A 23091-nucleotide genomic window follows, 5' to 3' on the forward strand; every position below is an offset into this window, starting at 1 on the left:
AACATATAAGAGGGGTTATGAATCAGGTCGCTGATATTCTGAAACTAGCTAGCGAAGTACAGCAGCACAACATCGATGCGGTGTTAGCAACGGTAGTGCGCACCGAAGGCTCGGCATATCGTCGGGCTGGCGCAATGATGCTTATCTGCGCTGATGGGCGCTCGGTTGGCATGATTAGCGGTGGCTGCTTGGAGCCGCATATTATCAAACGTGCTTTTTGGTTGACGCGTAACGGCGCTAATGTGCAGGTTTATCAAACTGGTGATGAGCAGTTGGATGAAGAGGTCGGATATGGCGATAATAGCGATTTTAACAGCGAGAATAACTTTACCAGTGAGCTAAATTTTGGTTTGGGCTGTAACGGCAAGGTGCATGTGCTGTTTGAGCGTTTGACGGCCGCAATGCCGTTTTTAGAAGTTATTAACCATGTTCGTCGTAGCCAACAACCTGCAACGATAGCGACTTTAATTCGCTCAAATGATAATCGCCATTTGCCGATTGGACTGCGCCTTGATTTAGAAAACTATATTGCTGAAGATAAAACAACTTTTATTAGTAATGTTAACACTTGCACTCAAGCTTTGATTGACGACTCGAATGCTTTTACTCACGAGATTAAAGAGTTAGTTAAAACTCTATCAACGTATGAGATTTCTGACAAAAACACCGAATACGTTATCTTAAAAAATGGCGATATAACCACAGAATGGCTCATCGAGCGTCTACAGCCGCAACACCGTTTGCTTATTTGCGGCGCTGGTAATGATGTGATGCCGCTTGTGAGCATGGCCAAACTACAGGACTGGCATGTCACCGTTATCGATAGCCGCGCCCAATATGCCACGCGATTGCGTTTTCCCGAAGCTGATATCGTGATGGCGGTATCATTAGACGATGATGAAAAACTGCTTAAACTGAGTAATAATGCGGCTGTCGCGTTGATGTCGCACAGTTTGACCCAAGACCGTGCCCGTCTTTCGCTATTATTAGAACATCCTACTCATTATAAGTATCTTGGACAATTAGGCCCAAGTTATCGAACCGAGCGCTTAGTTAATGAGATTCGTGCAGTTAAAAATAATCCTGAGTGTCTAAATAACGGCGTGAAAAAACTCCATTATCCAATTGGTTATAAATTAGGCGGCGACGGCCCTGAAGCCTTAGCACTTGGCATCATGGCACAAATAAGCGCCGTTATGCATAAGCAGACTGCGCCTGTTAATTTTCTAGATAGCAATAATACCAAACCTGAAATATTGAGCTGTATATGAATCAAAATGATTCGACGTCAAATAGCGCCGCAATACCAAATCAAAACTCTAACCAGCAAACCAATCATGCCATTATTATTCTAGCCAGTGGACTCAGTCGTCGTCTTGGTCAAGCCAAACAGCTGCTTTGTAAAAATGGTGTTCCTCTCATTAGGCATATGCTACAACTCGCAATAACTACAAGTCCGCAAGCTATCATCATTGTCATTCCTAAAGGAGCAGGGAAGATAGCCAATGAGATAGCAAAACTGAGCGACACCCATCTAAATGTCAAAATTATTATCAACCAAACTCCCGAAACAGGTATGGGACACAGTCTTTATATTGCTATTGAGGCGCTAACTCAATTTGTTAATGATAAAAACTTTAATCATAAAGTGGTTGATCGAGTGTTAATCATGGGTGTTGACCAAATTCTATTGGATCTTGAACATGCAAAAGAGTTGCTAGCCGATAAGCATTTAGTGGTTGCCAGCGGTTATGGGCATTGGCAGATTTTCGATACGTTGCCAAAAGATGGGCATAGTGAGCGTAAAGCTGGTGCCAGTCATGAGTCGACAAATCTTATCGTTGGTCTACCATTGGTTATTGATTATCTGCTACTTAAACAGTGGCAGTTTAATTTAAGTGGAGACAAAGGCCTACGTCATTTAATTAGAGCGTTACCGCCGCATCAATTGACAGTGGTGAATAATCCTAAGCTTAGCTACGATATCGATACCTCAGAGCAGCTCGCTTATGCCAGACAACAGGGCTGGGTTGACGATGTGCTATGTGGCTTAATATGGTATTAGATAGTTAAGAGAGAAGAGCTAGGAGTGTCACTCAAATAGCAGATATCAGGCTTATGATTACAATGCAATGCCCAAACTTAAATAGTAACAGGAATACTCGAATCTATTACTACGGTCGTACAAGAGTGCAAATTGTCTGATATATAATTTGATTTTTGTTAACTATGAAATAAGGGCGTCTTATGAGTCGTACATTATGGCTAGTAGTTGGTATCATCAGTATTTTGGGTGGTATCTTTGCTTTTTTTAACCCTCTTAGCGCCAGTTTCGCCGCCGAACAATTGGCTGGATTTGTATTTCTTCTCGTTGGTGTTTTACAGTTTATCGCCCTGTTTCGTGCTTGTACCACGACGGGTAAAGTGCTGGCGGCTATTGGTGGTGTACTTGGCATATTTATCGGTATTGAGCTGCTACAAAACCCGCTACAAGGTATCTTAACCTTGACTATGGTTATTGCTATTTTATTTATGGCAACAGGTATCGTCAGAGTGGTTGTCGCTTTTGGTTTACGTAGAACGGTAGCTTTTGTGCCAATATTAATCTCAGGGCTTATCTCAATTGCGTTGGCTATCATGATTTTTACCAGCTATCCGCAGTCAGCGACCTATATTCTCGGCGTCCTATTGGCGGTTGAGCTGATATCTAATGGTATCTCATTAATCATGTATTCACGTGTACAACCACCTTTGGTTAGCCGCTTATAAACTCGTAAGCTTATGAATGACACTAGCAATAAGTCATGCTATAAAATTTATAAAAAAGACGCCGTAAAATGGCGTCTTTCTTTATTTTAAAAGCTATTCTATAAGCAATCATGTCTTCTAAGAGTTTAGCGCGAAAACGTCAAAATATGCCCCTTAAAAGGTAGCTCAAGATAAGAAGTATCCTCAGGTTTGACGTGCTTACTGCTAAAGCCAAACTCAACCATTTTATTGGTCAGCTTGTTTTTGCGTCCGCGACCAGGGTCAACGACGATGACTTCACAAGTTGGCAAAGCATGACGTTCAATAAACTCCGCCAAGATATCAATATGCTGGTCTTCATAAAGCAAATCGCTACCGATAATGATATCAAACTTGCCAAGATGGCTATTGTCTTCTGCCCAGTCTAAGCGCTCAAAGTTAATCTCTTTATTATTATTGAGCGTGGTGTTTCGATCCAAAAAGTACTCAACCGTTGGGTGATAATCGGTCGCTGTGATATCAGCGTGACGATGGTTAAGCAATAAACTGGATAATGCCATACCGCACCCAACTTCTAAGATGCGCTTGCCAGCAATATCATAATCAAGCATATGATTGGCTAGCACCAAACTTGATGGCCAAATCACGCCAAACATCGGCCATGAAGCCGAGCAAATACCGAGGTCTAATGCCTCATTATCAGGGTCACTAAATTGTTGATTGTCACGTAGGGTGCAAATATGGATATCGGTACTGCCAATTTCAATGGTTTGATAACGCACGCGCACGGTGGTCAGCGAAGTCATAAACTGTCCTAAAAAATAAGTAAGAATGCAAGGGTTGGCAAAGGATGCCACTTTCGAGGAATATATGTATTACAAAAGGTGGTTTGAAGCTCGTAAATGTGTAGATGTCTATCACGGATAACTGTTAAATGGTTATAGCCAGTATGACCTAACATTTGACAACTTGCTGTTAATTTTGAGGGTGTTCTTATTGCCGTATGAGTTTATGCAGGGAGCAGTGTTAATGGCAAAAAGCAAAGCGTGGAAAGGATAGTGGCAGCAGTTATACAACCATCATCATGAGACCACCTAATAGCAAGGCATAAAAAATGCACCCCTTGTGATTAAAGGGTGCATTTATATCAAGCCGCTAACTTAATTAAGTAAGGAGTTAATTGGTAAATCTAAGCCCAGATGTTTTTAACGCCCATACCAGCTCAACAAAGGCGCGATTGTTGGTTAAAGGTTCACCATCGATGATAAGCACGTAGCCTGAACCATCAATCCAGAGAAATACAAAACTGGTTTCAGGAATCAGCAAATCCACTTGCTGAAAAAAAGAAATGGCTTGGCTTTCTACCGCCCAGCCGCGTTGTTTTTGGCGCAGCATAAAGCCTGAAAAATCAGCAGCAGCCACACTGAGCATATCCGCTTCTTCTTGGCTATAACCAATCCGTGCCAGACAAAAACCTTCATCAGAACCAATCGCCGCACGGCGTTTACCAGACAAGCTTGAAACGACATAGGGTAAAAACTGATCTAATGGTAAGTTGGGGGCTGGCAAAAACAGCGAAAGTTTTTCAATCCAACCATGTTCTAAAAAGCTATCTAACCACTGATCAGAATAGCGTTCGAGCCAATCAGCGGCTAACAGTGTCTCGTTATGCGACAATAAATCTTGTAAGGATAGCTGCTCAGCCGTCGGTTCACTTTGCGAAAATGCCTCAAAAATACCGGCCGGGGTCAAAGTCAGATAGGTTTTATCAGCGTTTAAATAAGAAGACATAGCGGCTACCAGTTAGATGAAGGTTTGTGATGGTATTAAAAAATAACCCATTTAGGCTTTGGTGGTTTGATCAAGTTTTTGCTGACAATGATTCCAGCGGTCATTGAATTGCCAATCACTTTTACCCAAGCGAAACCAAACTAAGGAGAATGCTAGACGGTCATGACGAGCGATACAATGGGCAAAAAACTCGTTTTCGATTTGCTCTATGGTGTCAAAGTCTTTATTATCACGCGCGAGCATCAAATCGCTGGTGATATCTTTCGCGATTTCTTTGGCGTCATCACTACTGATACGCAGTCGCTGGGTTTGTTCATTTAAGGATGGCGATACCAGTACGCTCCAACGCGTTGCTAGCATGCTGTTTTTTTGAATATAGCTTTTTTTATCGATGCAATCACGAAAGCCTTGCTCGATATGCGGCAGCATGCGACCTTGCAAGCGGGTAAACATATTGGTGACATCATAGGGGATGTCGTACCAGCAGCCATAAAAGAAATCGGCTACGGCACCTTGCAGCGGCTCTTTTTCGTTTAAAAGTAGCGCAGCATTGATACGTTGTTCGTGAAAATGACGATTGTTCGGTGCGATAAATATCTTACGTGAGTAAAGACGATAGACGCGCCGCGCCGCCATTTCACTTTCTTTGATGAGATCTAAATCAGACATAAGAGTGTCCTGTTAGCCATAGCTGTTATTCAATAAGTGCCGTTTAATGCTTATTGTTAAGCAGTTACTATGAAACAATTACTGCTAAACAAACATCATTAAAAGAGCGCTGTTAAACGAACGCTATTAAATAACCACTATGACTTAAGTAAGATGCCAATTAACCATGAATCGCAAATAGGCTAATCAAGTAAAGTTTGCATCAAATCAATCATAAATTCAGCGTCTTCTTCATCCATGGCTTCAAAACCTTGCGGCATACCAAGTTCAGCCAACGCTTCTTTGCCATCATCATCGTTATGCAGATTCAGAATGGCATTCATAAGAATTTCTGTATCAGGAAAGCCGTCTTTAATGAGCAAGACGTGGCTGATATCTGCCAAATCACTCTCGATTAACACCGACAATTGCGCTTTGGTTAAGCGTGAAAAGCTATGAAAAATCTCTGCCAAAAAGAAAGCCGCTTGTGCTTCACCTTTAATCACTTGGCGCGCTGCTGCTTGATAAGTCTCAGTGACTGTCCAATTGAGGTCAGCTTCTTCGATATCGACCGCTTCAAGCAGGCGTAAACCAATCAATTTTACATCGCGGTTATCAGCCATAGCCACGGTAGCGCCAGCTTTGATGTCCTCTAAGTGATTAATGTCGCTATTTGCTGCAGCGGCGATGACCATCTCATCAGATTTACCGATAGGACGCGCAACCGCACGGTAGCCTTGCTCGCGGATAAGCGTGGCTGCATCAAAAGGGTTGGCATAAATGACTTGAATATCGCCTTGATTGATAATGGCTTCTTGTTCAGCATGCGAGGCGGGGATGTTTAGATGCATGTTAAGATTGGCACGTTTTTGAATCAAGATGTTAAACATGTGCCAGCCTGCAAAACGCTCCGGCGAAAAATCAGGGGCGATTAACATATTATATGTCGTCATGATTTACGCTTCCTCGTCTTGTTTCATTTGGGCATATTGAGCGATTGCCGCATCAATTTTGCTGCGTGATGGCTTACGGCGTACCGAAGTATAGCCAACGGTTTCGCCGCGGCGGACGTTCGGCACAACAGTGGCATAAACCCAATAATGGCTACCGTCTTTGCACAAGTTTTTAACATAACCATGCCATTTTTGCCCAGCAGCAGCGGTCGACCATAAGTCTTTATAGGCCGCTTTTGGCATGTCAGGGTGGCGCAAAATATAATGCTGCTTGCCGATTAATTCATCGACTTCATAGCCGCTAATCTCGACAAAGGCATCATTAACGTGGGTCAAAACGCCGTCTAAATCGGTACGTGACACAATCAATTTACCGTCAGGGTACGGGCGTTCGATACCGGTGTCATAGACAGTGCGCGAAGTGCCATCGTGATAAGTCATGGTGACTTGTTCGGCTGGCATGTCAGGCTTCATGGCGTCGGGGAGTGGAGAACCCATTGTAATCTCCTTTAGTTATCATCTTAATGATAATCATTAAAAAGCGGAATTGGTTAAAGCATACTGTCTTACGTTAATTTTTAAGCCTAGACTCAAACTTAAACCTAAGCTTAAAACTAGGCTTTAAATACACACTTTGTGCTGATTAAGAGTGCAAAATTCTAAAAGCTTTTAATAAGGTAATCGAAGCTTTTGGGAAATAAGTGTTTAGAAAACCTAATCACTCATTCAACATAAACAGTATGCATTACCTTAAAAATTTTTTATAAGACAAGTCGTTAATTTTCATTTAGAGTGTTATTAATGAAGTAGTTTGTAGCGCTGATACCGCATAAAACCGTAACGACAGAACTTTAAAAATAAATATTAGATGAGTTTTGCCAGTGCTTCTGATGCACGTTTAATATCTAGGAATATCAAGCCCAGTTTGGCGTTTGGTTTTGCCATAATGGTCAGTACCGCTTCATCGCCTGATGAGGTCATAATCACGTAGCCTTTTTCGCCTTGGATCATGATACGGTCGATGCTACCACGAGCCAATTCACGACCTGCACGGTCACCTAGTGACAATAAAGCGGCAGACATAGCGCCGACGCGGTCTTCATCAACGCCTGTTGGCAGCGCAGATGCAATCATAAGACCATCGTTAGAAATAAGAGCAGATGCTTCAACATCGGCTGATGAGCTGTTTAGGTCTTCCAAGATTTGTTGGAATGAATCTGTACGCATAACGATTTCTCTGTGACGAATGAATAAAGGGGTAAATTGGGATTGGTAATGTGCTAATTCTAGGCTTTAACTAGTGGGCAATATTATAAACCCTTACCATTAATATTGATATGGTAGAACGCCAATCAAAGCCTTAATATTGCCCGTTTTTTACCTTTTATCGTGTTTTTATAACCGCCTATCTTTAAGTTTGTTTTAATAGCAAATAAAAGTTGATTAAAATGCTATTTTTCATTATTTCGTGTTTGCTGAAATTGGTTTGGCTGTTTCATAAGGGTTATAAGCTTCAGGAAATATCATAATAATAAGTTTATAGAACGCTCGGATTTTTATAAGATTGCACCAACCAATTTACACCATCCGCATAAATTTTCTGACTAACAAGTTTCCACGCTAAGGGTATCGATAGCTTATAATTATAAAAAAATCCCTCATAACTTTTGATGATGGCGATATTTACTAGACTTATACCTTAAAAAAATGATATATAGATATGAGATAAAAATTGTTTGTGCTTCTGAGTTTATGATTTAGAGACACGAGCAGTTGGCTTCTCATCCCAGCAGTTTCTATAGCTCATAACGTATAGGAGCGATTTCAATCCCACATTCGCGTTTTAACTCCCATCGTTTGTGCTTAAGCGATAAAACGCCGGTGTAAATCAGCATGATGACCATTTTTACCCTAAGGAACCTATATGAGTATCAGTCAGGCAATCGAAAAAGTCGAAGCACGTTACGCCCATCAACCTGAATTTATTCAGGCGGTAAAAGAAGTTGCAATCACCATTGCTCCGCTATACGACGCCCATCCCGAATACGAAACGTTCAAAATATTTGAGCGTCTTGTTGAGCCTGACCGTGTGATCGCTTTTCGTATCAATTGGGAAAACGATAAGGGCGAAGTACAGGTAAATCGCGGCTGGCGTATACAGTTCAGCAACGCTTTAGGTCCTTATAAAGGTGGTATCCGCTTCCATCCTACCGTCAACCAATCGGTACTTAAGTTCTTAGGTTTTGAGCAAATCTTTAAAAACGCCTTGACGGGTTTGCCAATGGGTGGCGGTAAAGGTGGTACTGATTTTGATCCTAAAGGTAAGTCGGATCATGAAATCCGCCGTTTTTGCTATGCCTTTATGCGTGAGCTGCATCCGTATATCAGTAAAGACATTGACGTACCTGCTGGTGACATTGGCGTTGGTGGCCGTGAAATCAGCTATATGTTTGCGATGTATAAGAATTTGACGCGTGAGCATGGCGGTGTATTGACTGGTAAAGGTGTAGGTTTCGGTGGTAGCTTGATGCGTACCGAAGCGACTGGTTATGGCGCCGTATATTTCTTAGAAAACATGCTTGCTGCCCAAAACGACAATATCAAAGGCAAAAAGGTACTGATATCAGGTGCCGGTAACGTCTCTCTACATGCCGCTGAAAAAGCCCATATGCTGGGTGCAACGGTACTGACCGTATCTGACTCACAAGGTACGCTGTATGATGAAAACGGCATGGATCAAGAAAAAATTAACTGGCTAAAAGAGCAAAAATCACACAACAAGCCGTTGGCTGAATATGTTGGTGTGTTTGGCGGCGAATGGTTGGCTAATCAAAAACCTTGGCATTTTAAAGGGGATATCGCCATTCCATCAGCGACCCAAAACGAAGTCGATGAAGACGATGCCAAACTGATGGTCGAAAACGGTATCAAGTATATTGCCGAAGGCGCTAACATGCCATTGACCGCTGAAGCGATTGATCATGTGCGTTTACACCGTGTGCATTATGCACCCGGTAAAGCGGCCAATGCTGGCGGTGTCGCGGTATCTGGTCTTGAGATGTCTCAAAACTCAGTACGCCAATATAAAACCTTTGAAGAAGTTGATGAACGCTTAAAGTGCATTATGAAAAATATTCATGATTGCGCCGCTGAAGCCTCAGAGAAATATCATCAAACGGATAACGGTTATATCGACTATATGACAGGTGCAAATATTGTTGGTTTCAAACGCGTTGCTGATGCGTTATGTGCTTATGGTATCTTGAACTAAGTAGCGTTAATGGGCGCTAGATATAATAGCGCCTGATACTATTCTCAATAGCTGATATTCCCCGATTAAACAGAACCGCGTCTACTTCGATAAGTAGGCGCGGTTTTTTATTTGCAAACACCGACGATACACTTGGATACCTTTTTACCTCGCAGGCTTACCTTATCAAGGTTATGATAAAGAATAAAACCACGTTAAATAAAAAATTGAACAACAGAAATATCGTTAGAAAAACACAGTATCAATAAGGAGACAATCTTATGAGTAAGGTTTTAAATGGCTTTAAAATAGCGACACTCAGTACGTGTCTGACATTGGCTTTAACGACAGGTGTAATAAGTACAACTGCTAATGCATCCAGTGATACGAATGAAATACGCGCTGCGCAAGCGGCAAAGATTGGCTTAAAACAAGCCATTACTATTGCTAGTAAAAAGGCTTCTGGCATTTTGGTCAGTGCAGAGTTTGATGACGATGATAGCGACGCCGTGGGCAAGGGCGGTGTTTATGAGTTAGAATTTAGTACAGACAGCATGAGTTATGAAATCAAAGTTGATGCCAATACTGGTAAAGTGGTAAAAACGGAATCTGAGCGTTTAGACGGTGATGATATTAATGATTACCAAGTTCAGAAAAAAGCAAAAACCACTATTATGACGGCGATGAATATTGCTGAAAAGCAAACAGGTGGTAAAATATTAGCAATTGAATTTAAGAATAACCGTGATTATGCTGACCATCCTTTATACTATAAAGCTGACCTTTTAAAAGCTAATAAGATTATCAGTATAAATGTCGATGCCAAAACGGGTAAGACATTTGCCAATAAGTTTAAAAAATAGCAGGCATATTTATAAAGATAGTAAAAAAGACATCAACTGAGTATATCAGTTGATGTCTTTTTTCTTAAAAATAGCGCATAGAAGAGTGGCTGTATTTGCTTCATCGAAAGTATTCGTCATAAATCTTAGCAATCTTACGCATACTCACTGTTTTTGTACGTTTATTCTTACCCAAGTACGATAGTATATGAGCAAGTCTTGGTTGCATAAGCAGCGCTGACCGTTAAAATTATTATCAATGTTAACCGTCACTTAGCGTGGACGATGCAACATAATATAAAAATAGCATTGAAAAATAGTCGTAGTATCCTCAAATCGGGAAACCAAAGCCAAGCATGATAGACACAAGCATGACAGAAGGCAGGTACGCTTTTTAGTCAAAACAGTTTGCTAGGTTTTCTCCCTATTTGTTGTTCTGATATTTTTTGCATTATTCATCTACTTTATAAGGACGTCTTATGAAACGTCGTACTCTTTTAGCTTTTGCTGCCAGCACGGTATTGCTTGCCGCTTGTAATCAATCACCTACTACTGACTCTGACACCAGTGCGGCGGCTGGTGGTTCCGATTTGCTACAACGTATTAATAGTGGTGGTACCATTAACGTCGGTACTGAAGGAACCTATCCGCCGTTCACTTATCATGATGAGAGCGGAAAGCTTACCGGTTATGATGTCGAAGTGACACGCGCGGTCGCTGACAAGTTAGGCGTAAAGGTTGAGTTTAAAGAAACTCAGTGGGATGCGATGCTGGCAGGACTTGATTCCAAGCGTTTTGATATGGTTGCCAATCAGGTCAGTTTGACCACACCTGAGCGCTTAGCAAAATATGATAAAGCTCAAGCGTATAGCTGGTCAGGTGCTGTGGTATTGGCTCCGACTGCTGATAGTCGTTATAGCTCATGGGAAAGCTTAAAAGGGCTACGTTCAGCACAGTCGCTGAGCAGTAACTATGGCGAGCTTGCAGAACGTTACGAAGCCGAAATCGTTCCTGTCGATGGTATGGCGCAGGCGATTCAATTGGTCAAACAAGGCCGCGCTGACTTTACGATGAATGACAATCTTGCCGTATTGGATTATCTAAAAAAATTCCCAGACGCCAATCTTGAGATTAAATTGGTGGCTCCTGCTAGTGAGCAGACGGGTTCAGGCTTGGTATTGCTCAAAGGTGATGACGCCGTTGTTGCAAAGCTAAATGAAGCAATGGCAGCGCTTGTGGCTGATGGCACGCTAACCAAGCTAAGCGATGAATTCTTTGGTGCTGATATAAGTCAACAAAAATAATGCTAGCTTCTATCACCTCAGTGTTAACTGATTTATTAGCCATATTGCCATTTATGGATGCGGCGCGGGCGCAAATCGTTATCAATTCATTTTGGCCGATGCTCAAAGGCGGTATCTATTATTCGATACCGCTGGCATTGATCTCATTTGCAATTGGTATGGTGATTGCGCTGACAGTGGCATTGATTCGTATCGTGCCGCGTGCGGGCTGGTTTCATGAGATTATTTATCGGCTTGCCCGTATATACGTGTCCGCTATTCGCGGGACGCCGATGCTGGTCCAGCTGTTTATTATCTTTTATGGCTTGCCTAGTGTCGGTGTCAAGCTTGATCCGTTTCCCTCAGCGATTATCGCCTTTTCCCTAAATATTGGCGCTTATGCGTCGGAAACGGTACGCGCGTCGATTTTGTCTATTCCAAAAGGGCAGTGGGAAGCAGGCTCGACGGTTGGCTTGACTTACCTGCAAACTTTTCGCCATGTCATTTTACCGCAAGCGCTGCGGGTGTCAGTGCCACCGTTATCCAATACCTTTATTAGTTTGGTAAAAGATACGTCGTTAGCGTCATTAGTGCTGGTCACTGAGCTGTTTAAACAAGCACAGATTATCACCGCCCGCAATTATGAATTTATGCTGGTTTATACTGAAGCGGCGATTATTTATTGGGGTATCTGTCTGTTCTTGACCTTTATCCAAGGTAAGCTTGAAATCAGACTCGATCGCTATGTGGCTAAGTAGTTCACTGACTCATTTTATGATAGTTTTAGCATTATCTGTGCAACAGGAAACCTTATGATTCAAGTCAGCAACATTCATAAAGCCTTTGGTAGCAATGAAGTACTCAAAGGTATCGACTTGACCATCGAAAAAGGCAAAGTGGTGGTCATCTTAGGGCCGTCAGGGTCGGGTAAAACCACGTTTTTGCGTTGTTTAAATGCGCTCGAGATTCCTGATCAAGGGGTTATAGCTTTTGATGATGGTAGCTTGACGGTTGACTTTGCTACTAAGCCGAAAAAGAAAACCTTGCTCGCCCTGCAACGCAAGTCTGGCATGGTGTTTCAGTCTTATAACTTGTTCCCTCATAAGACGGCTATTGAAAATCTCATGCTTGGGCCGACGGTAGTACAAGGGCAAAGTAAAGCGCAAGCCCGCATGCAAGCGTTGGCATTACTCGATAAAGTCGGCTTATCTGATAAGGCAGATCTGTATCCATTCCAGTTGTCTGGTGGTCAGCAGCAGCGTATTGGTATTGCTCGTGCGCTCGCTATTGAGCCGTCGTTATTGTTGTTCGACGAGCCAACTTCGGCACTTGATCCAGAATTGGTGCAAGATGTACTTGGAACGATGAAGCAGCTGGCTTCTGAAGGCTGGACGATGGTTGTGGTGACTCATGAAATTAATTTTGCCCGTGATGTTGCTGATCATGTGGTCTTGATTGAAGACGGTCATATAGTCGAAGAGGGCAGTGCTAAGCAGTTATTTGAAGATTCAACGCATCCGCGTACGCAAGCATTCTTGCAGCGCATTCAGCTATAAGCCATATATTCAGTTGTCAGGTACTAAGCTATAAAAAAATCATCAGTCAATCGGCTGATGATTTTTTTTGGCTCATTCCTTATTTTTATCAGCATTAAACCACTTGCATGAGTCTTTATCGTTTACGTTCGAAATGAGTATATGTTCAATATTCCCTAATATCCGTTAAACCTATCTGTGTGAATGTATCGCTATTTTAGTTTAACCAACCCAGTGGCTTTTTTGTTCTAAAATCGTTTACTATAAAGACTGGTATGGGAATGAGCATGGTTCCCTAGTGAGGACTTGAACACTAGGCTGTGGGCTAATGATATCAATGTTTTAACTATCTGAAATAGTCACGGTGTACTTACCATACATATTCTATCTTGATTGATGCGCTACACGGGTAACAAACTGCTAATTTTAGATATGAATTTAACTGTTATAAAACCTACAGTACAGAATATGATTAAAGTATCATAAGTTAATTTCTACTGGATTGATGGTAGGGATTAGAGAGCCACAACGCAAATTATAACAAGATTTTTTCACCACAGTTTTTAGGATATATATAATCTTCATCTGTATTTAATGTATCTTTATCATAATAATAAAGAACATTGCTTTTCTTTCTAAATATACTTTTAAAGTCAATTTTAGGGCTAAGATGTACATGTAAGAAAAAGGCATCCATAGCATTCTTCATATAGGACATTGATGAAACATCTATGAACCAAAAGCTGCACATTCCTCTACATTGACATCTATAAATAAATTCTTTGTTATAATCAGATATGTAGCTGAAACTACATTCACTTAACTCTTTAAGTTTTTTATAATCCCCATCTAGCCTGTAGAAATTATAAGCAGAGTCGTATTCATAAACTTCAATCTTAGCAATTAAGGAATCAAAATATCTATTTTTTGAGAAAAAATTGTTAAAGTTTTGGATGTTAGAAATAAAATCTGTTTCTATATCGAAGTATTCGTCTATATATTGCAAACCTTTGGTTTCAATAAAATCTTCGATATCCATCCATCCTCTTTCTTCAGATTCATAATCATGGATTGTAATGAGAAAATCATTATTCATTATTTATCCTAATCAAATTGTTGTAATAAGTGTTATGGGAATACGTTCGGTGCGCTATACAGGCATCGAGCTTCTAGTGTTAGATGCAACTTCAATGACTGTTAAACCGATAGGTAGATCATTATCATTAAGCTTTCTGATTAAAAATTCATAGATTATTTTCTACGGTATTATTAGCATGGCAAATTAGAGAAGTATGACGATCATATTGGATTATTTGATCCTAAAACTAGACTGCATATAGAACCTACTATAAAAAATAGGAAGATAATACCATGAGTAACATTATAAGAGAGATTCATATATATCCTTTAAGTGATGAATTTGCAGTTTACGAAATTATTTTAAATCATGCTCAGTTTTCTATACTAAAGGAGAATCTAGATAATACTGGCGATAAAAATTATAGTTATGTGTATCCAGTTACTTTAGAAGAATGCTTACATGCCGATATTAATATTCCATACGAGTATAGAAAAGGAGGTTTTGAGTTTCACATACTTACTTATGAGAACTATTAAGGTATATCCCAAGGGAACCAGTTATTTCACCCTTCAAATCTATTAATAGACCACTTAAAACAGACCGCTATAATGGAACCACTTATATCAGAACGTATTTGATGACTCATAAATAGGTATTATTGATGCCAAAGTAACTCGATACTGCCTGAAAAATACTGCTAAAACATCGATCTTATGCAAGAAGTCTATTATTAAAATGAGGACACGCCTCAATCAATCCAATAAAAATAATTTTCCATTTGTTTGATATTCTTTTGAATAAAACAGACTTTTTCAGCTTGGGTCCTTGGCAGATGCTTAGCATCAGCCCCGCAATCTTTTGAGCGATTCATAACCCATTTAAGCTGATCTTCTTTGAATTTATTGGCCAAAACTTGTCCATATACTTTTATTATGTCACCTCGAACTGATAGATAGTTATCGTTTAATGCTTTATCAGAATTTTGGTATAACCTATCAATAAGTTCAGCTTGCGAAGCTAATGGCAAATAAGTTGAGTCTTCTTTATAGGAGAAAGTAGCGCTTTCTTGCGTCCGATTATTCTCTATATATATTTCGCTATTTGCAGGATCTATAAAGCCATTGAGATCCTTACCCTTGAAACGATAGCCCTGAAAGCCGCAAGGAGTCACGCCATCGTTGCATAAGCTATGCTTAGTTTTGGCAGGATATAGCTTAACGGTATATGGCAATTTACTTTGTCTTTCTCCAAGCCGCTCTGTTTGTAATAAGCGTCCCAAATCTGGCGCAACCAGTAGCATATCATCACAAGTGACGCGGCCTTCACCACAACCATGATAAAGGTTTAAGCGTTGACCTTGTACGTCCATCCCTAATATAAAATTTGCTTTTACAGGCGTCACGGCTGAGCTAACAGAAGCAGCTAGTATTAGGCTGGTAAATACACTTGCATAACACAGCCGTTGATATGTCAGTAAGCGAGATTTATTTAGGTTTAAAAGCATGATGATTTATACCTGTAATAAAAAATTCGTTAATAAACGCTTAGCCCCTTCGGTAGCAAACGACTCTGGGTGAAACTGGACGCCTTGAATCGGATAGTCTGTATGCTGTAGCCCCATAATCTCATCACCTGCTCGCGCTGATTCAGCCAAACTTAAATCATGATGTTTATCATTAGCAACGACTGAAGTGATCGTTAAGCAGTCAGGTAAGGTATCTGCTTTTACCATTAACGAATGATAGCGCATGATTTCTATCTCTTGTGGCAAGCCCTGATAGACACCTGCGTTATTATGGCGAATGGCTGAAACCTTGCCATGCATCGGCACGCTGGCTCGTACCACATCACCGCCAAATACGTGGGCGATACCCTGCATTCCCAAGCAAACGCCAAGAAGCGGCGTTGTTTTGCCCATCACCTCAATCACTTCGGCACAAATACCGAAATAGGCGGGTTCATCAGGTGCACCAGGACCGGGCGAAATGATAATACGGTCAAGGTTCATCGCCTGTACATCAGCCAAGGTAATCTCATTGTTGCGTTTGACGATGACGTTGGCTGCTTCTTTAGCGCCGTCTTTATCACTGTCCATGGTCTGTAAAATCTCACCGATGTATTGATAAAGGTTAAAGGTGAAAGAATCGTAGTTATCGATAATTAAAACATTCATAAGGCATAAGCTCTTTAGCAAAAATATAATGAATTTACGCAGGCATAAAGCTGTCTAAGACTACTTTCATAGCCGACAGTTTGCGCTGGATTTCTAGGTATTCATCAGCAGGGTTGGAGTCGTAGACATTACCGCCGCAGGTTTGCGCATAAGCCGACTCACCATTGATAAACAAACTGCGAATAGGAATGGCAAAAATACAATCGCCATTAAAATTAAATGAGCCAAGCGCACCGCCATAAGCACCTCGACCATCGGGTTCGAGCTCATTGATAACCTTGATTGCTTCTACTTTCGGCGCACCTGATAATGTGCCAGCGGGGAAGTTGCTGGCAAGGGCGCTAAACATATCCTCATCAGGATGCAAAATCCCGACGATTTCTGAGGAGATATGCTGGACGTGTGAGAAGCGTTTGATATCCATTAGGCTACGTACCTTTACCGTACCGAAGCGTGCAACGCGACCGATATCGTTGCGGTGCAAGTCAACAAGCATATTGTGCTCGGCAATTTCTTTGGCATCATTAAGCAGCGCGCGGGCAAGCTTACGGTCTTCCACTATATCGACGCCGCGCTTAGCAGTCCCTGCCAGTGGATAGGTTTCCATCTCACCTTGACGCAAGCGGAACAGCAGCTCGGGAGAGGCGCCAATGATGCACTGCTGAGCAAATTTCATAAAATACATATGCGGTGATGGATTTACCGCACGCAGCTTTTCATAAATCGGCATCTTATCGCCTGCAATGCGATATTTGGACTTAAAGCCCACCTCACACTGAAAGATACGCCCAGAGATAATATCTTCTTTGACTTGCATGACAACTTTAGCATGCTGTTCTTGGCTCATACCATCACCTAAAAACTCAACGGTGGGCGGCTCATAATTTGGAATTGGGGCTTCAAGCAAGGCTTTGATTTGCTCAATACGATTGTCTTGCTGCGCAGTTGGATAGTAGAAATAGAAAATTTCACCGGTCATTTTATCAAGCGTCAGCCCATCTAAATAAACGCCAAATTTAAAGGGTTCAAAGTCGTCGTTAGACTTCGCATTGACACTTGGCTCAAAGAAATTGACACTGTCATAGCCCAAATAGCCGACTAGTCCACCGCTTTGGTCGCGAGCAATGACGTGTTGCGGGGTGATTGTGCGTAGCAGCTGATACGGGTTGTCCGTTTGATAATGACTGGTTTCAGCCGTTTTATTATCGGTAATCGCTAAAGTGGTACGGTCGATAGCGGCAATGGTCATAACAGGGTCAAAACCAATGGCATGATGGCGCGCCATATGACCGTCTTCACCCAATGATTCGAGTAAATAACAGGTCTCAAAAGCACGCTCAATGCGCTTAAATAACGCAAAGAAGTCAATATCTTGCGTGAGTTTAATACGCTGTGGCTTGCTAGGAATATCAATAGCAGCAGGTTGATCAGGCTTAGAAGTAGGAGAGGTCATAACAATATCCAAAATAGTTCAATGATTTATCATATAAAAATCAGGAAAAAAGAAATCATAATTTTTGATGAATTAAGCGTCTTTTATAGGTATGCTTTTTATAGATATATTGTCTCTATGAGACTTTAGTAAAGCGCTGACATCATGCGCTTGCATGGCTTTAGCACCACGCGACACAGTGGCGATACCAACGCCGAGCTGCTCAGATATCTCACGCTGGGTTATACCGCGTTCAAGTAAGTCAAAAATACGAATACGATTGGCGATTTCTTGTTGTTCTTTATCGGTCAATAATGCAGTAAATAGCTCGTCGATAGCGGCGCTATCATTACAGTTGGCTAAATGGTTCAGTAAACTGCGATAAGGATTGGTGCTCATAATATTTAATCTTAGTAGTAGGCAGGATAATAAGCAAAATGCTGTCTTGTTTCAGTATTCTAGTACAGTAGTACAATAAAAACAAGTTATAAGCGTATTGGTGAGAGATATGTCGTTAGCATGGCGACCAACCTTTATATTCACGATGTTCTCATCAATTTATTATTAGCTTAATATCAGGGATGCCTTTGCGTTCAAAGCCTTTTATTCCCGTCCTTTCCACTATTTTTTAATCGCGCTTTTATAAATTCTAGCAACTCTCACTCCCTTGTTTTTGAGCAAGATTATCAAAAAGCTCAATTTCTCACATTATTTATTGCCAAATTGTTAATACTTCGTTATTATGCCTGTCATTATTTAAATGCTAATCATTATCATTAGTGTTAATAATGTTATTCGTATATGGGTTTTTTTAGCCGATAGTTACTTAAGTCAGCAGTTGTTTAAGTTAGCGAATAACAAAGGTTTTCAATAAAGAATAAGAAAGCAAAATCCCGAACCATTTTTCTATAGTGACGCTTAAATCCTTCAATCCTAATAGTAAGTAAAGTGAGTGTGTTATGCGTGAAATCAAGTCAGCAACGTTTTCTAATCAATTAACGGTCTTATCGGTGGCAGTTTCAGCCGTTCTCTGGTCACAGCTGGCGGTTGCGGCAGCGGATTTGCCTAGTACTACCTTACAAACTATCACTGTGACCGCCAATAGCTCAGTACGTGAAAAAGTCCAAGAAGACGGCGTTGATGTCGAAGACTATACCCCAGCGCAGCAAGCGAGTCATTTGAGTGATTTTTTAAATGTGGTGCCAGGCGTGACCATAGGCGGTACGTCGTCGGTCAATCAGCGCATTCGTATTCGTGGTCTTGAAGATAGCAACCTAAAAGTCACTATTGATGGCGCGCGCCAAGAAGGCAAGCTGTTCTATCATATGGGCGATATCACCATTGACCCTGATTTGCTCAAACAAGCAGATGTGGCGGTAGGTAATAACTCAGTGACGCTCGGTAATGATGCGATTGGCGGTGCGGTCGCTTTTAAAACGGTCGATGCGGCTGATTTACTTAAACCAGGTCAAAAGATTGGTGCCAAACTAAAAGCAGGTTATGCCAGTAATAATGATGAGCTACTGACGTCAGCCACGGTTTTTGGCGCACCATCTGATAATGTGGATTTATTGGCGTATTATGGCAAGCGTGATACCAGCTCTGGTGAAGATGGTAGCGGTCGCGAATTGTTTGAAGACAGTGAAAGCGAGAGTTTCTTATTAAAAGCCGGTGCTTATATCGCTGACGCCCACCACGTAGGCGCCAGCTTTAGCCGTACTGATAAAGAAGGGACTTTCCCATTCCGCCCAGATTTTCCAAGCCTCGGCGATGATCCAATTCCACAAAAAGTAAAACGTGATACGTATACGTTTGACTATAACTTTAACCCAGTCAACTCGCTGATCGACGTTGATACCACTATTTATCAAACCGAAACACAGATTTCGCGTGATAATGACCCGAAAAAATCGCCAGGCTATGATTGGAATGCAAAAGTAAAAACCACCGGTGGCAAAATTGAAAACACCAGTGTGATTGATGCAACCTCAGGACGCCATAAACTGATTGCAGGGTTAGAGCATTACAAAAAACAATCAGATTATAGCGCGCTCGATCGTAGTACAAAACTGCCCGTATCAGGTGAGGATTCTGCTAAAAATACCTCAGTCTATCTAGAAGACCAATGGCAAATGGGTAAATTAACGCTGACGCCAGGTGTGCGTTATGATCGCTATGAAGCACCAGATTTTGTTGCTGCTGGTAAAACGTACGATAACGTCGTCGGAGCGCTGGCGGCTAGCTATGAGATTGCGCCTCAAACGCAGGTTTTTGCCAGCTATACCCAGCTGTTCAATGGTCCAGATTTAAGCCAAGCTATTTTTAATCGAAATGGTACTGGTACCTATGTCAATAAAGACTTGAAGGCTGAAGAGGGTGACAATGCTGAAGTGGGTATCGTGACTACATTACGCGATCTAACCATCGCTAATGATGCGCTGCAGTTAAGCGGTAAATACTTTGAAACCAATATCGAAAACTATATTGAATACGTGCGTAGTGGTGGTAGCCATAAAGGTTTAGATTGTGCGACTGGCGCGTTAGGTGGTAGCTGCCAAGGTGCCATCAATAAAGACGAAGATTATAAAATCAAAGGTGTTGAGCTTGCCGCTGATTATAAAATGGATAACTTTAGTATGGGGCTGAGCTATGCTCATGCTCGTAGTAAAGGTAAAGACACTGGTTATAGTATCTATTCACAAACGGGTAGTAGCTCAGATACCGGTGATAAATACATGGTCAACTTGGCTTATCAACCAACAGAGACGACAGATCTTGGCTGGCGTAGCACCTATGTTGCTGCAGTGACGCCAAATACAGGTGGCGATGACATCAGAAAGCCAAGCTATGATGTGCATGATATCTTTATGAGCTATTCGCCAACACAAGTGGAAGGTTTAAAAGCTACGGTTGGCGTATACAATATCTTTGATGAAACCTATGCCAGCCATGCCTCAAGATTCAATGCGCTAAAAGATGAGAGTACCGACTTTGAGCCGGGTCGTAATATCAAAGCTTCTTTAAGCTATCAGTTTTAAGCCTGCATTTATTTCTTAGTAGCAGAAAAGCCAGCTTTCTATAAAAAAGAGCTGGCTTTTTTATCGCCCTTTTTTGGAAATTGTGCTTTCTTTTTTTTAGATTTCGCGCTTTGGCTATACCACTATTAATCATATATATTCATAAAGAATCAGCACTCATGACCTTATTTTCATTGTCTTCTTTTTCATTTAATCTGCGCCGTATTTGTCTTTGGATTCATCGTTATACTGGGCTTATGATGGCAGGCTTTTTAATCATGGCTGGCATTACTGGCACGTTATTGGCTTTCCATAACGAGCTAGATGATATGTTTAATCATAAATTGGCTCACATCGATAAGCAAAGTATGCCACAGCTACCTATTGCAACGCTGCATGATAAGGTGATTAGCACCTATCCAGAATACAATTTTTCTAGTATGCCAACGTCATTAGAAGCGGATAAATCTGCGGTATTTTCAGTCGATAGAGTCCGAGGTCAAAGCGCCAAAAATCAGCCCAAAGCCCCGTTTCAAGAGGTCTATGTAAACCCATATAACGGCGATATATTAGGCACCCGTGATAAGGATGAATGGGCATGGCGCAATACTATGTGGAAAGTGTTTTGGTTGCACCGTGATTTATTGCTTGGCGATATGGGCAAGTTGCTATTAGGTGTGATTGCACTGCTATGGACGATTAATTGCTTTATCGGCTTTTATTTGACTTTTCCTAGAGCGGTGAATAATAAAAAAATACAGCGAAAAGCTGCGTCTAAAAAACGTGCGTCCTTTATTAAGCGCTGGTTACCGGCGTGGAAAATACGCCGCAAAACCAATACCTTTAAGCTCAATTATGATTTGCATCATGCGTTCGGGTTATGGCTGTGGCTGATGTTGTTTATCATTGCGTGGTCGAGTGTCGGTTTTAATTTAAAATCGGTGTATCAACCTGTGATGCAAGCAGTGGTCGGATTTGAAGGTAGGCAAGGTAAGGAGAGAGAAAAGGGCAGGGCAAATAAAGCAGATCAATCGAGCGCGCAGGTTCTGTCAGCTATTGCGCCAGTGAGCAATAAAACGGGTAGTGCTGCTATTATTAATAAAGCCAAGGTCAATAAAGACAATAGTATTGCGTATTTAACTGAGCAGGCGAATATTGCTGCGCAAAAAAATGGGGCAACCGTCGAGCAGTTATTGAGTATACGCTGGGTCGCGGAGGAAGGGCAATGGCAAATGCGCTTTAAAACCGACAAAGATATCGGCACTCACGGTGGTGCTTCGTCTATCACAGTTGATGCAGAAACAGGAGGTGTTGAGCGCATCAATTTTGGTTCGCAAAGCTCATTTGGTAATAAAATCGACCAATGGATATCGACGCTACATATGGGACATATTAGTCACGGTGTAGGACATTTGGCGTATCAAATATTCTTAGCAATGCTAGGGTTAGCCGTGGTGGCCTTGTCTGGTACGGGTGTCTATCTATGGTATAAGGGTCGACAGCAACGTTTGAAGGTTTTGCAAAAGTTGAGCTAAAACTGATAATTATATCTTTAAACCGTATCAACAATCACCGGACGACCTTGATGGTTCAGTACGGTCACATCGACTTTGTATAACTCTTTCATCGTCTCATGTGTCAGGACATTAACGGGTGCACCCGTTGCTAGCACGCGCCCCTCTTTCATCGTCACTACCGTATCGGCAAATTGCGCGGCTTGATTGATATCGTGCAAGACAATGACCACGGTTTTTTGCTCAGTATGGCTCAAATCGCGTAGCTCACGCATCAGCCGTCCAGCATGGTACATATCTAGATTATTGAGCGGCTCATCAAGCAATAAATACGGCGTATCTTGGCAGACAATCATTGCAATCAATACGCGTTGGCGCTGACCACCAGAGAGCGTCGACAAAAAGCGTTCGGCTAACGGTTCAAGCTCAAAGCGTTCGATAATTTCTTGCACTTTCTGCTGATCATCAGCAGTCGGCTGCCCTTGATGATAGGGGTAGCGACCAAACATCAACAGATCATGCACGCGCAGTCGTCCTTGTACTTGGTTGTCTTGTCCAAGCATCGCTACGGTCTTAGACAGCGTCCGTGCAGGACAATTGGCAATATCGTGCTCCTCGTTACCTACAACAAAACTGACCTGCCCCGATTGTAGCGGCTGCAAACGCGCCATCACTGAAAACAGTGTCGATTTGCCCGCACCATTTGGGCCTATTAAGGCAATAATTTGCGAGGGCGGCAAAGACAGAGTGATGTCATGCAGGATTTGTTGTTTGCCAATATGGTGGGAGACATTATTTATTTTAATCATAGCAGTTCTTGTTTT

23 protein-coding genes and 1 pseudogene are annotated in these 23091 nt (G+C 41.7%); 12 read left to right on the forward strand and 12 right to left on the reverse strand.

Annotated elements, in window-relative coordinates; genetic code table 11:
- Positions 1–17: 17 nt before the first annotated feature.
- The 3 genes from JMW39_RS05965 to JMW39_RS05975 all read left to right on the forward strand — a co-directional run bounded on the left by JMW39_RS05965 (position 18) and on the right by JMW39_RS05975 (position 2769).
- Positions 18–1271, forward strand: coding sequence for an XdhC family protein (locus JMW39_RS05965; RefSeq protein WP_201544777.1), 1254 nt, complete (start codon positions 18–20; stop codon positions 1269–1271).
- Positions 1268–2065 carry a nucleotidyltransferase family protein gene (locus JMW39_RS05970; protein WP_201544778.1) on the forward strand — a complete coding sequence of 266 codons (798 nt, stop codon included), beginning with the start codon at positions 1268–1270 and terminating at the stop codon, positions 2063–2065. Before JMW39_RS05965 ends, JMW39_RS05970 begins: the two co-directional genes overlap by 4 nt.
- A 182-nt stretch (positions 2066–2247) precedes the next feature.
- Complete coding sequence (locus tag JMW39_RS05975; RefSeq protein WP_201544779.1) at positions 2248–2769, forward strand: HdeD family acid-resistance protein; 522 nt, start codon at positions 2248–2250, stop codon at positions 2767–2769.
- Positions 2770–2894: 125 nt separating this feature from the next.
- Here JMW39_RS05975 and JMW39_RS05980 read toward each other — a convergent pair whose 3' ends face one another.
- From JMW39_RS05980 to JMW39_RS06005, 6 genes are all read right to left on the reverse strand, one after another.
- Entirely contained in the window at positions 2895–3554 is a 660-nt protein-coding gene (locus JMW39_RS05980) for a class I SAM-dependent methyltransferase (RefSeq protein WP_201544780.1), read from the reverse strand.
- 370 nt (positions 3555–3924) lie between these two features.
- The gene (locus tag JMW39_RS05985) at positions 3925–4539 is read right to left on the reverse strand and encodes a hypothetical protein (RefSeq protein ID WP_149488847.1); all 615 of its coding nucleotides are present in this window, start codon (positions 4537–4539) and stop codon (positions 3925–3927) included.
- A gap of 51 nt (positions 4540–4590) precedes the next feature.
- On the reverse strand, positions 4591–5208 hold the full coding sequence (locus tag JMW39_RS05990) for a hypothetical protein (RefSeq protein WP_201544781.1): 618 nt from the start codon (positions 5206–5208) through the stop codon (positions 4591–4593).
- 182 nt (positions 5209–5390) lie between these two features.
- Entirely contained in the window at positions 5391–6140 is a 750-nt protein-coding gene (locus JMW39_RS05995) for a PhnD/SsuA/transferrin family substrate-binding protein (RefSeq protein ID WP_201544782.1), read from the reverse strand.
- Positions 6141–6143: 3 nt separating this feature from the next.
- The gene (locus JMW39_RS06000) at positions 6144–6638 is read right to left on the reverse strand and encodes a PAS domain-containing protein (protein WP_201544784.1); all 495 of its coding nucleotides are present in this window, start codon (positions 6636–6638) and stop codon (positions 6144–6146) included.
- Between the two features lie 366 nt (positions 6639–7004).
- A complete protein-coding gene (locus JMW39_RS06005) occupies positions 7005–7367 on the reverse strand; it encodes a roadblock/LC7 domain-containing protein (protein ID WP_010201036.1) in 363 nt (120 codons plus the stop codon).
- 697 nt (positions 7368–8064) lie between these two features.
- Here JMW39_RS06005 and gdhA point away from each other — a divergent pair.
- The 5 genes from gdhA (at position 8065) to JMW39_RS06030 (ending at position 13071) form a co-directional block, all read left to right on the forward strand.
- Positions 8065–9411 carry an NADP-specific glutamate dehydrogenase gene (gene gdhA / locus JMW39_RS06010; protein WP_201544786.1) on the forward strand — a complete coding sequence of 449 codons (1347 nt, stop codon included), beginning with the start codon at positions 8065–8067 and terminating at the stop codon, positions 9409–9411.
- Between the two features lie 260 nt (positions 9412–9671).
- Entirely contained in the window at positions 9672–10253 is a 582-nt protein-coding gene (locus tag JMW39_RS06015; protein WP_201544788.1) for a PepSY domain-containing protein, read from the forward strand.
- Between the two features lie 458 nt (positions 10254–10711).
- A complete protein-coding gene (locus JMW39_RS06020) occupies positions 10712–11536 on the forward strand; it encodes an amino acid ABC transporter substrate-binding protein (protein ID WP_201544790.1) in 825 nt (274 codons plus the stop codon).
- 53 nt (positions 11537–11589) lie between these two features.
- Positions 11590–12273 (forward strand): amino acid ABC transporter permease, encoded by a 684-nt coding sequence (locus JMW39_RS06025; protein ID WP_201544979.1) that lies wholly within the window; start codon positions 11590–11592, stop codon positions 12271–12273.
- A 54-nt stretch (positions 12274–12327) separates the two neighbouring features.
- Complete coding sequence (locus tag JMW39_RS06030) at positions 12328–13071, forward strand: amino acid ABC transporter ATP-binding protein (RefSeq protein WP_201544792.1); 744 nt, start codon at positions 12328–12330, stop codon at positions 13069–13071.
- A gap of 514 nt (positions 13072–13585) precedes the next feature.
- Here the strand turns inward: JMW39_RS06030 and JMW39_RS06035 are convergent.
- Positions 13586–14146: a hypothetical protein gene (locus JMW39_RS06035; protein ID WP_201544794.1), complete on the reverse strand. Its 561-nt coding sequence runs from the start codon at positions 14144–14146 to the stop codon at positions 13586–13588.
- 189 nt (positions 14147–14335) lie between these two features.
- On the opposite strand from JMW39_RS06035, the pseudogene JMW39_RS13390 reads away from it, so the two are divergent.
- Positions 14336–14425 (forward strand): annotated as a pseudogene (locus JMW39_RS13390) (hypothetical protein); the annotation flags it as partial.
- Positions 14422–14667 (forward strand): hypothetical protein, encoded by a 246-nt coding sequence (locus JMW39_RS06040; protein WP_201544796.1) that lies wholly within the window; start codon positions 14422–14424, stop codon positions 14665–14667. The pseudogene JMW39_RS13390 and the gene JMW39_RS06040, both read left to right, overlap by 4 nt.
- 212 nt (positions 14668–14879) lie before the next feature.
- On the opposite strand, the gene JMW39_RS06045 is transcribed toward JMW39_RS06040, so the two are convergent.
- From JMW39_RS06045 to JMW39_RS06060, 4 genes are all read right to left on the reverse strand, one after another.
- Positions 14880–15533 (reverse strand): hypothetical protein, encoded by a 654-nt coding sequence (locus JMW39_RS06045; protein ID WP_201544798.1) that lies wholly within the window; start codon positions 15531–15533, stop codon positions 14880–14882.
- A gap of 108 nt (positions 15534–15641) precedes the next feature.
- Positions 15642–16304, reverse strand: a complete 663-nt coding sequence (locus JMW39_RS06050; protein WP_201544800.1) for an anthranilate synthase component II — start codon at positions 16302–16304, stop codon at positions 15642–15644.
- Between the two features lie 34 nt (positions 16305–16338).
- Positions 16339–17757: an anthranilate synthase component I family protein gene (locus JMW39_RS06055; RefSeq protein WP_201544802.1), complete on the reverse strand. Its 1419-nt coding sequence runs from the start codon at positions 17755–17757 to the stop codon at positions 16339–16341.
- Between the two features lie 72 nt (positions 17758–17829).
- Positions 17830–18135, reverse strand: a complete 306-nt coding sequence (locus tag JMW39_RS06060; RefSeq protein ID WP_201544804.1) for a Trp family transcriptional regulator — start codon at positions 18133–18135, stop codon at positions 17830–17832.
- Positions 18136–18695: 560 nt separating this feature from the next.
- Between JMW39_RS06060 and JMW39_RS06065 the strand changes: the two genes are divergently transcribed.
- Both JMW39_RS06065 and JMW39_RS06070 read left to right on the forward strand, forming a co-directional pair.
- Positions 18696–20774 (forward strand): TonB-dependent receptor domain-containing protein, encoded by a 2079-nt coding sequence (locus tag JMW39_RS06065; RefSeq protein ID WP_201544812.1) that lies wholly within the window; start codon positions 18696–18698, stop codon positions 20772–20774.
- 158 nt (positions 20775–20932) lie between these two features.
- On the forward strand, positions 20933–22288 hold the full coding sequence (locus tag JMW39_RS06070) for a PepSY-associated TM helix domain-containing protein (RefSeq protein ID WP_201544814.1): 1356 nt from the start codon (positions 20933–20935) through the stop codon (positions 22286–22288).
- Between the two features lie 17 nt (positions 22289–22305).
- Here the strand turns inward: JMW39_RS06070 and JMW39_RS06075 are convergent, their stop codons facing one another.
- Positions 22306–23076 (reverse strand): ABC transporter ATP-binding protein, encoded by a 771-nt coding sequence (locus JMW39_RS06075; RefSeq protein WP_201544824.1) that lies wholly within the window; start codon positions 23074–23076, stop codon positions 22306–22308.
- Positions 23077–23091 lie beyond the last annotated feature (15 nt).

It is taken from the genome of Psychrobacter immobilis (genome assembly GCF_904846175.1).
Lineage (GTDB): Bacteria > Pseudomonadota > Gammaproteobacteria > Pseudomonadales > Moraxellaceae > Psychrobacter > Psychrobacter immobilis_E.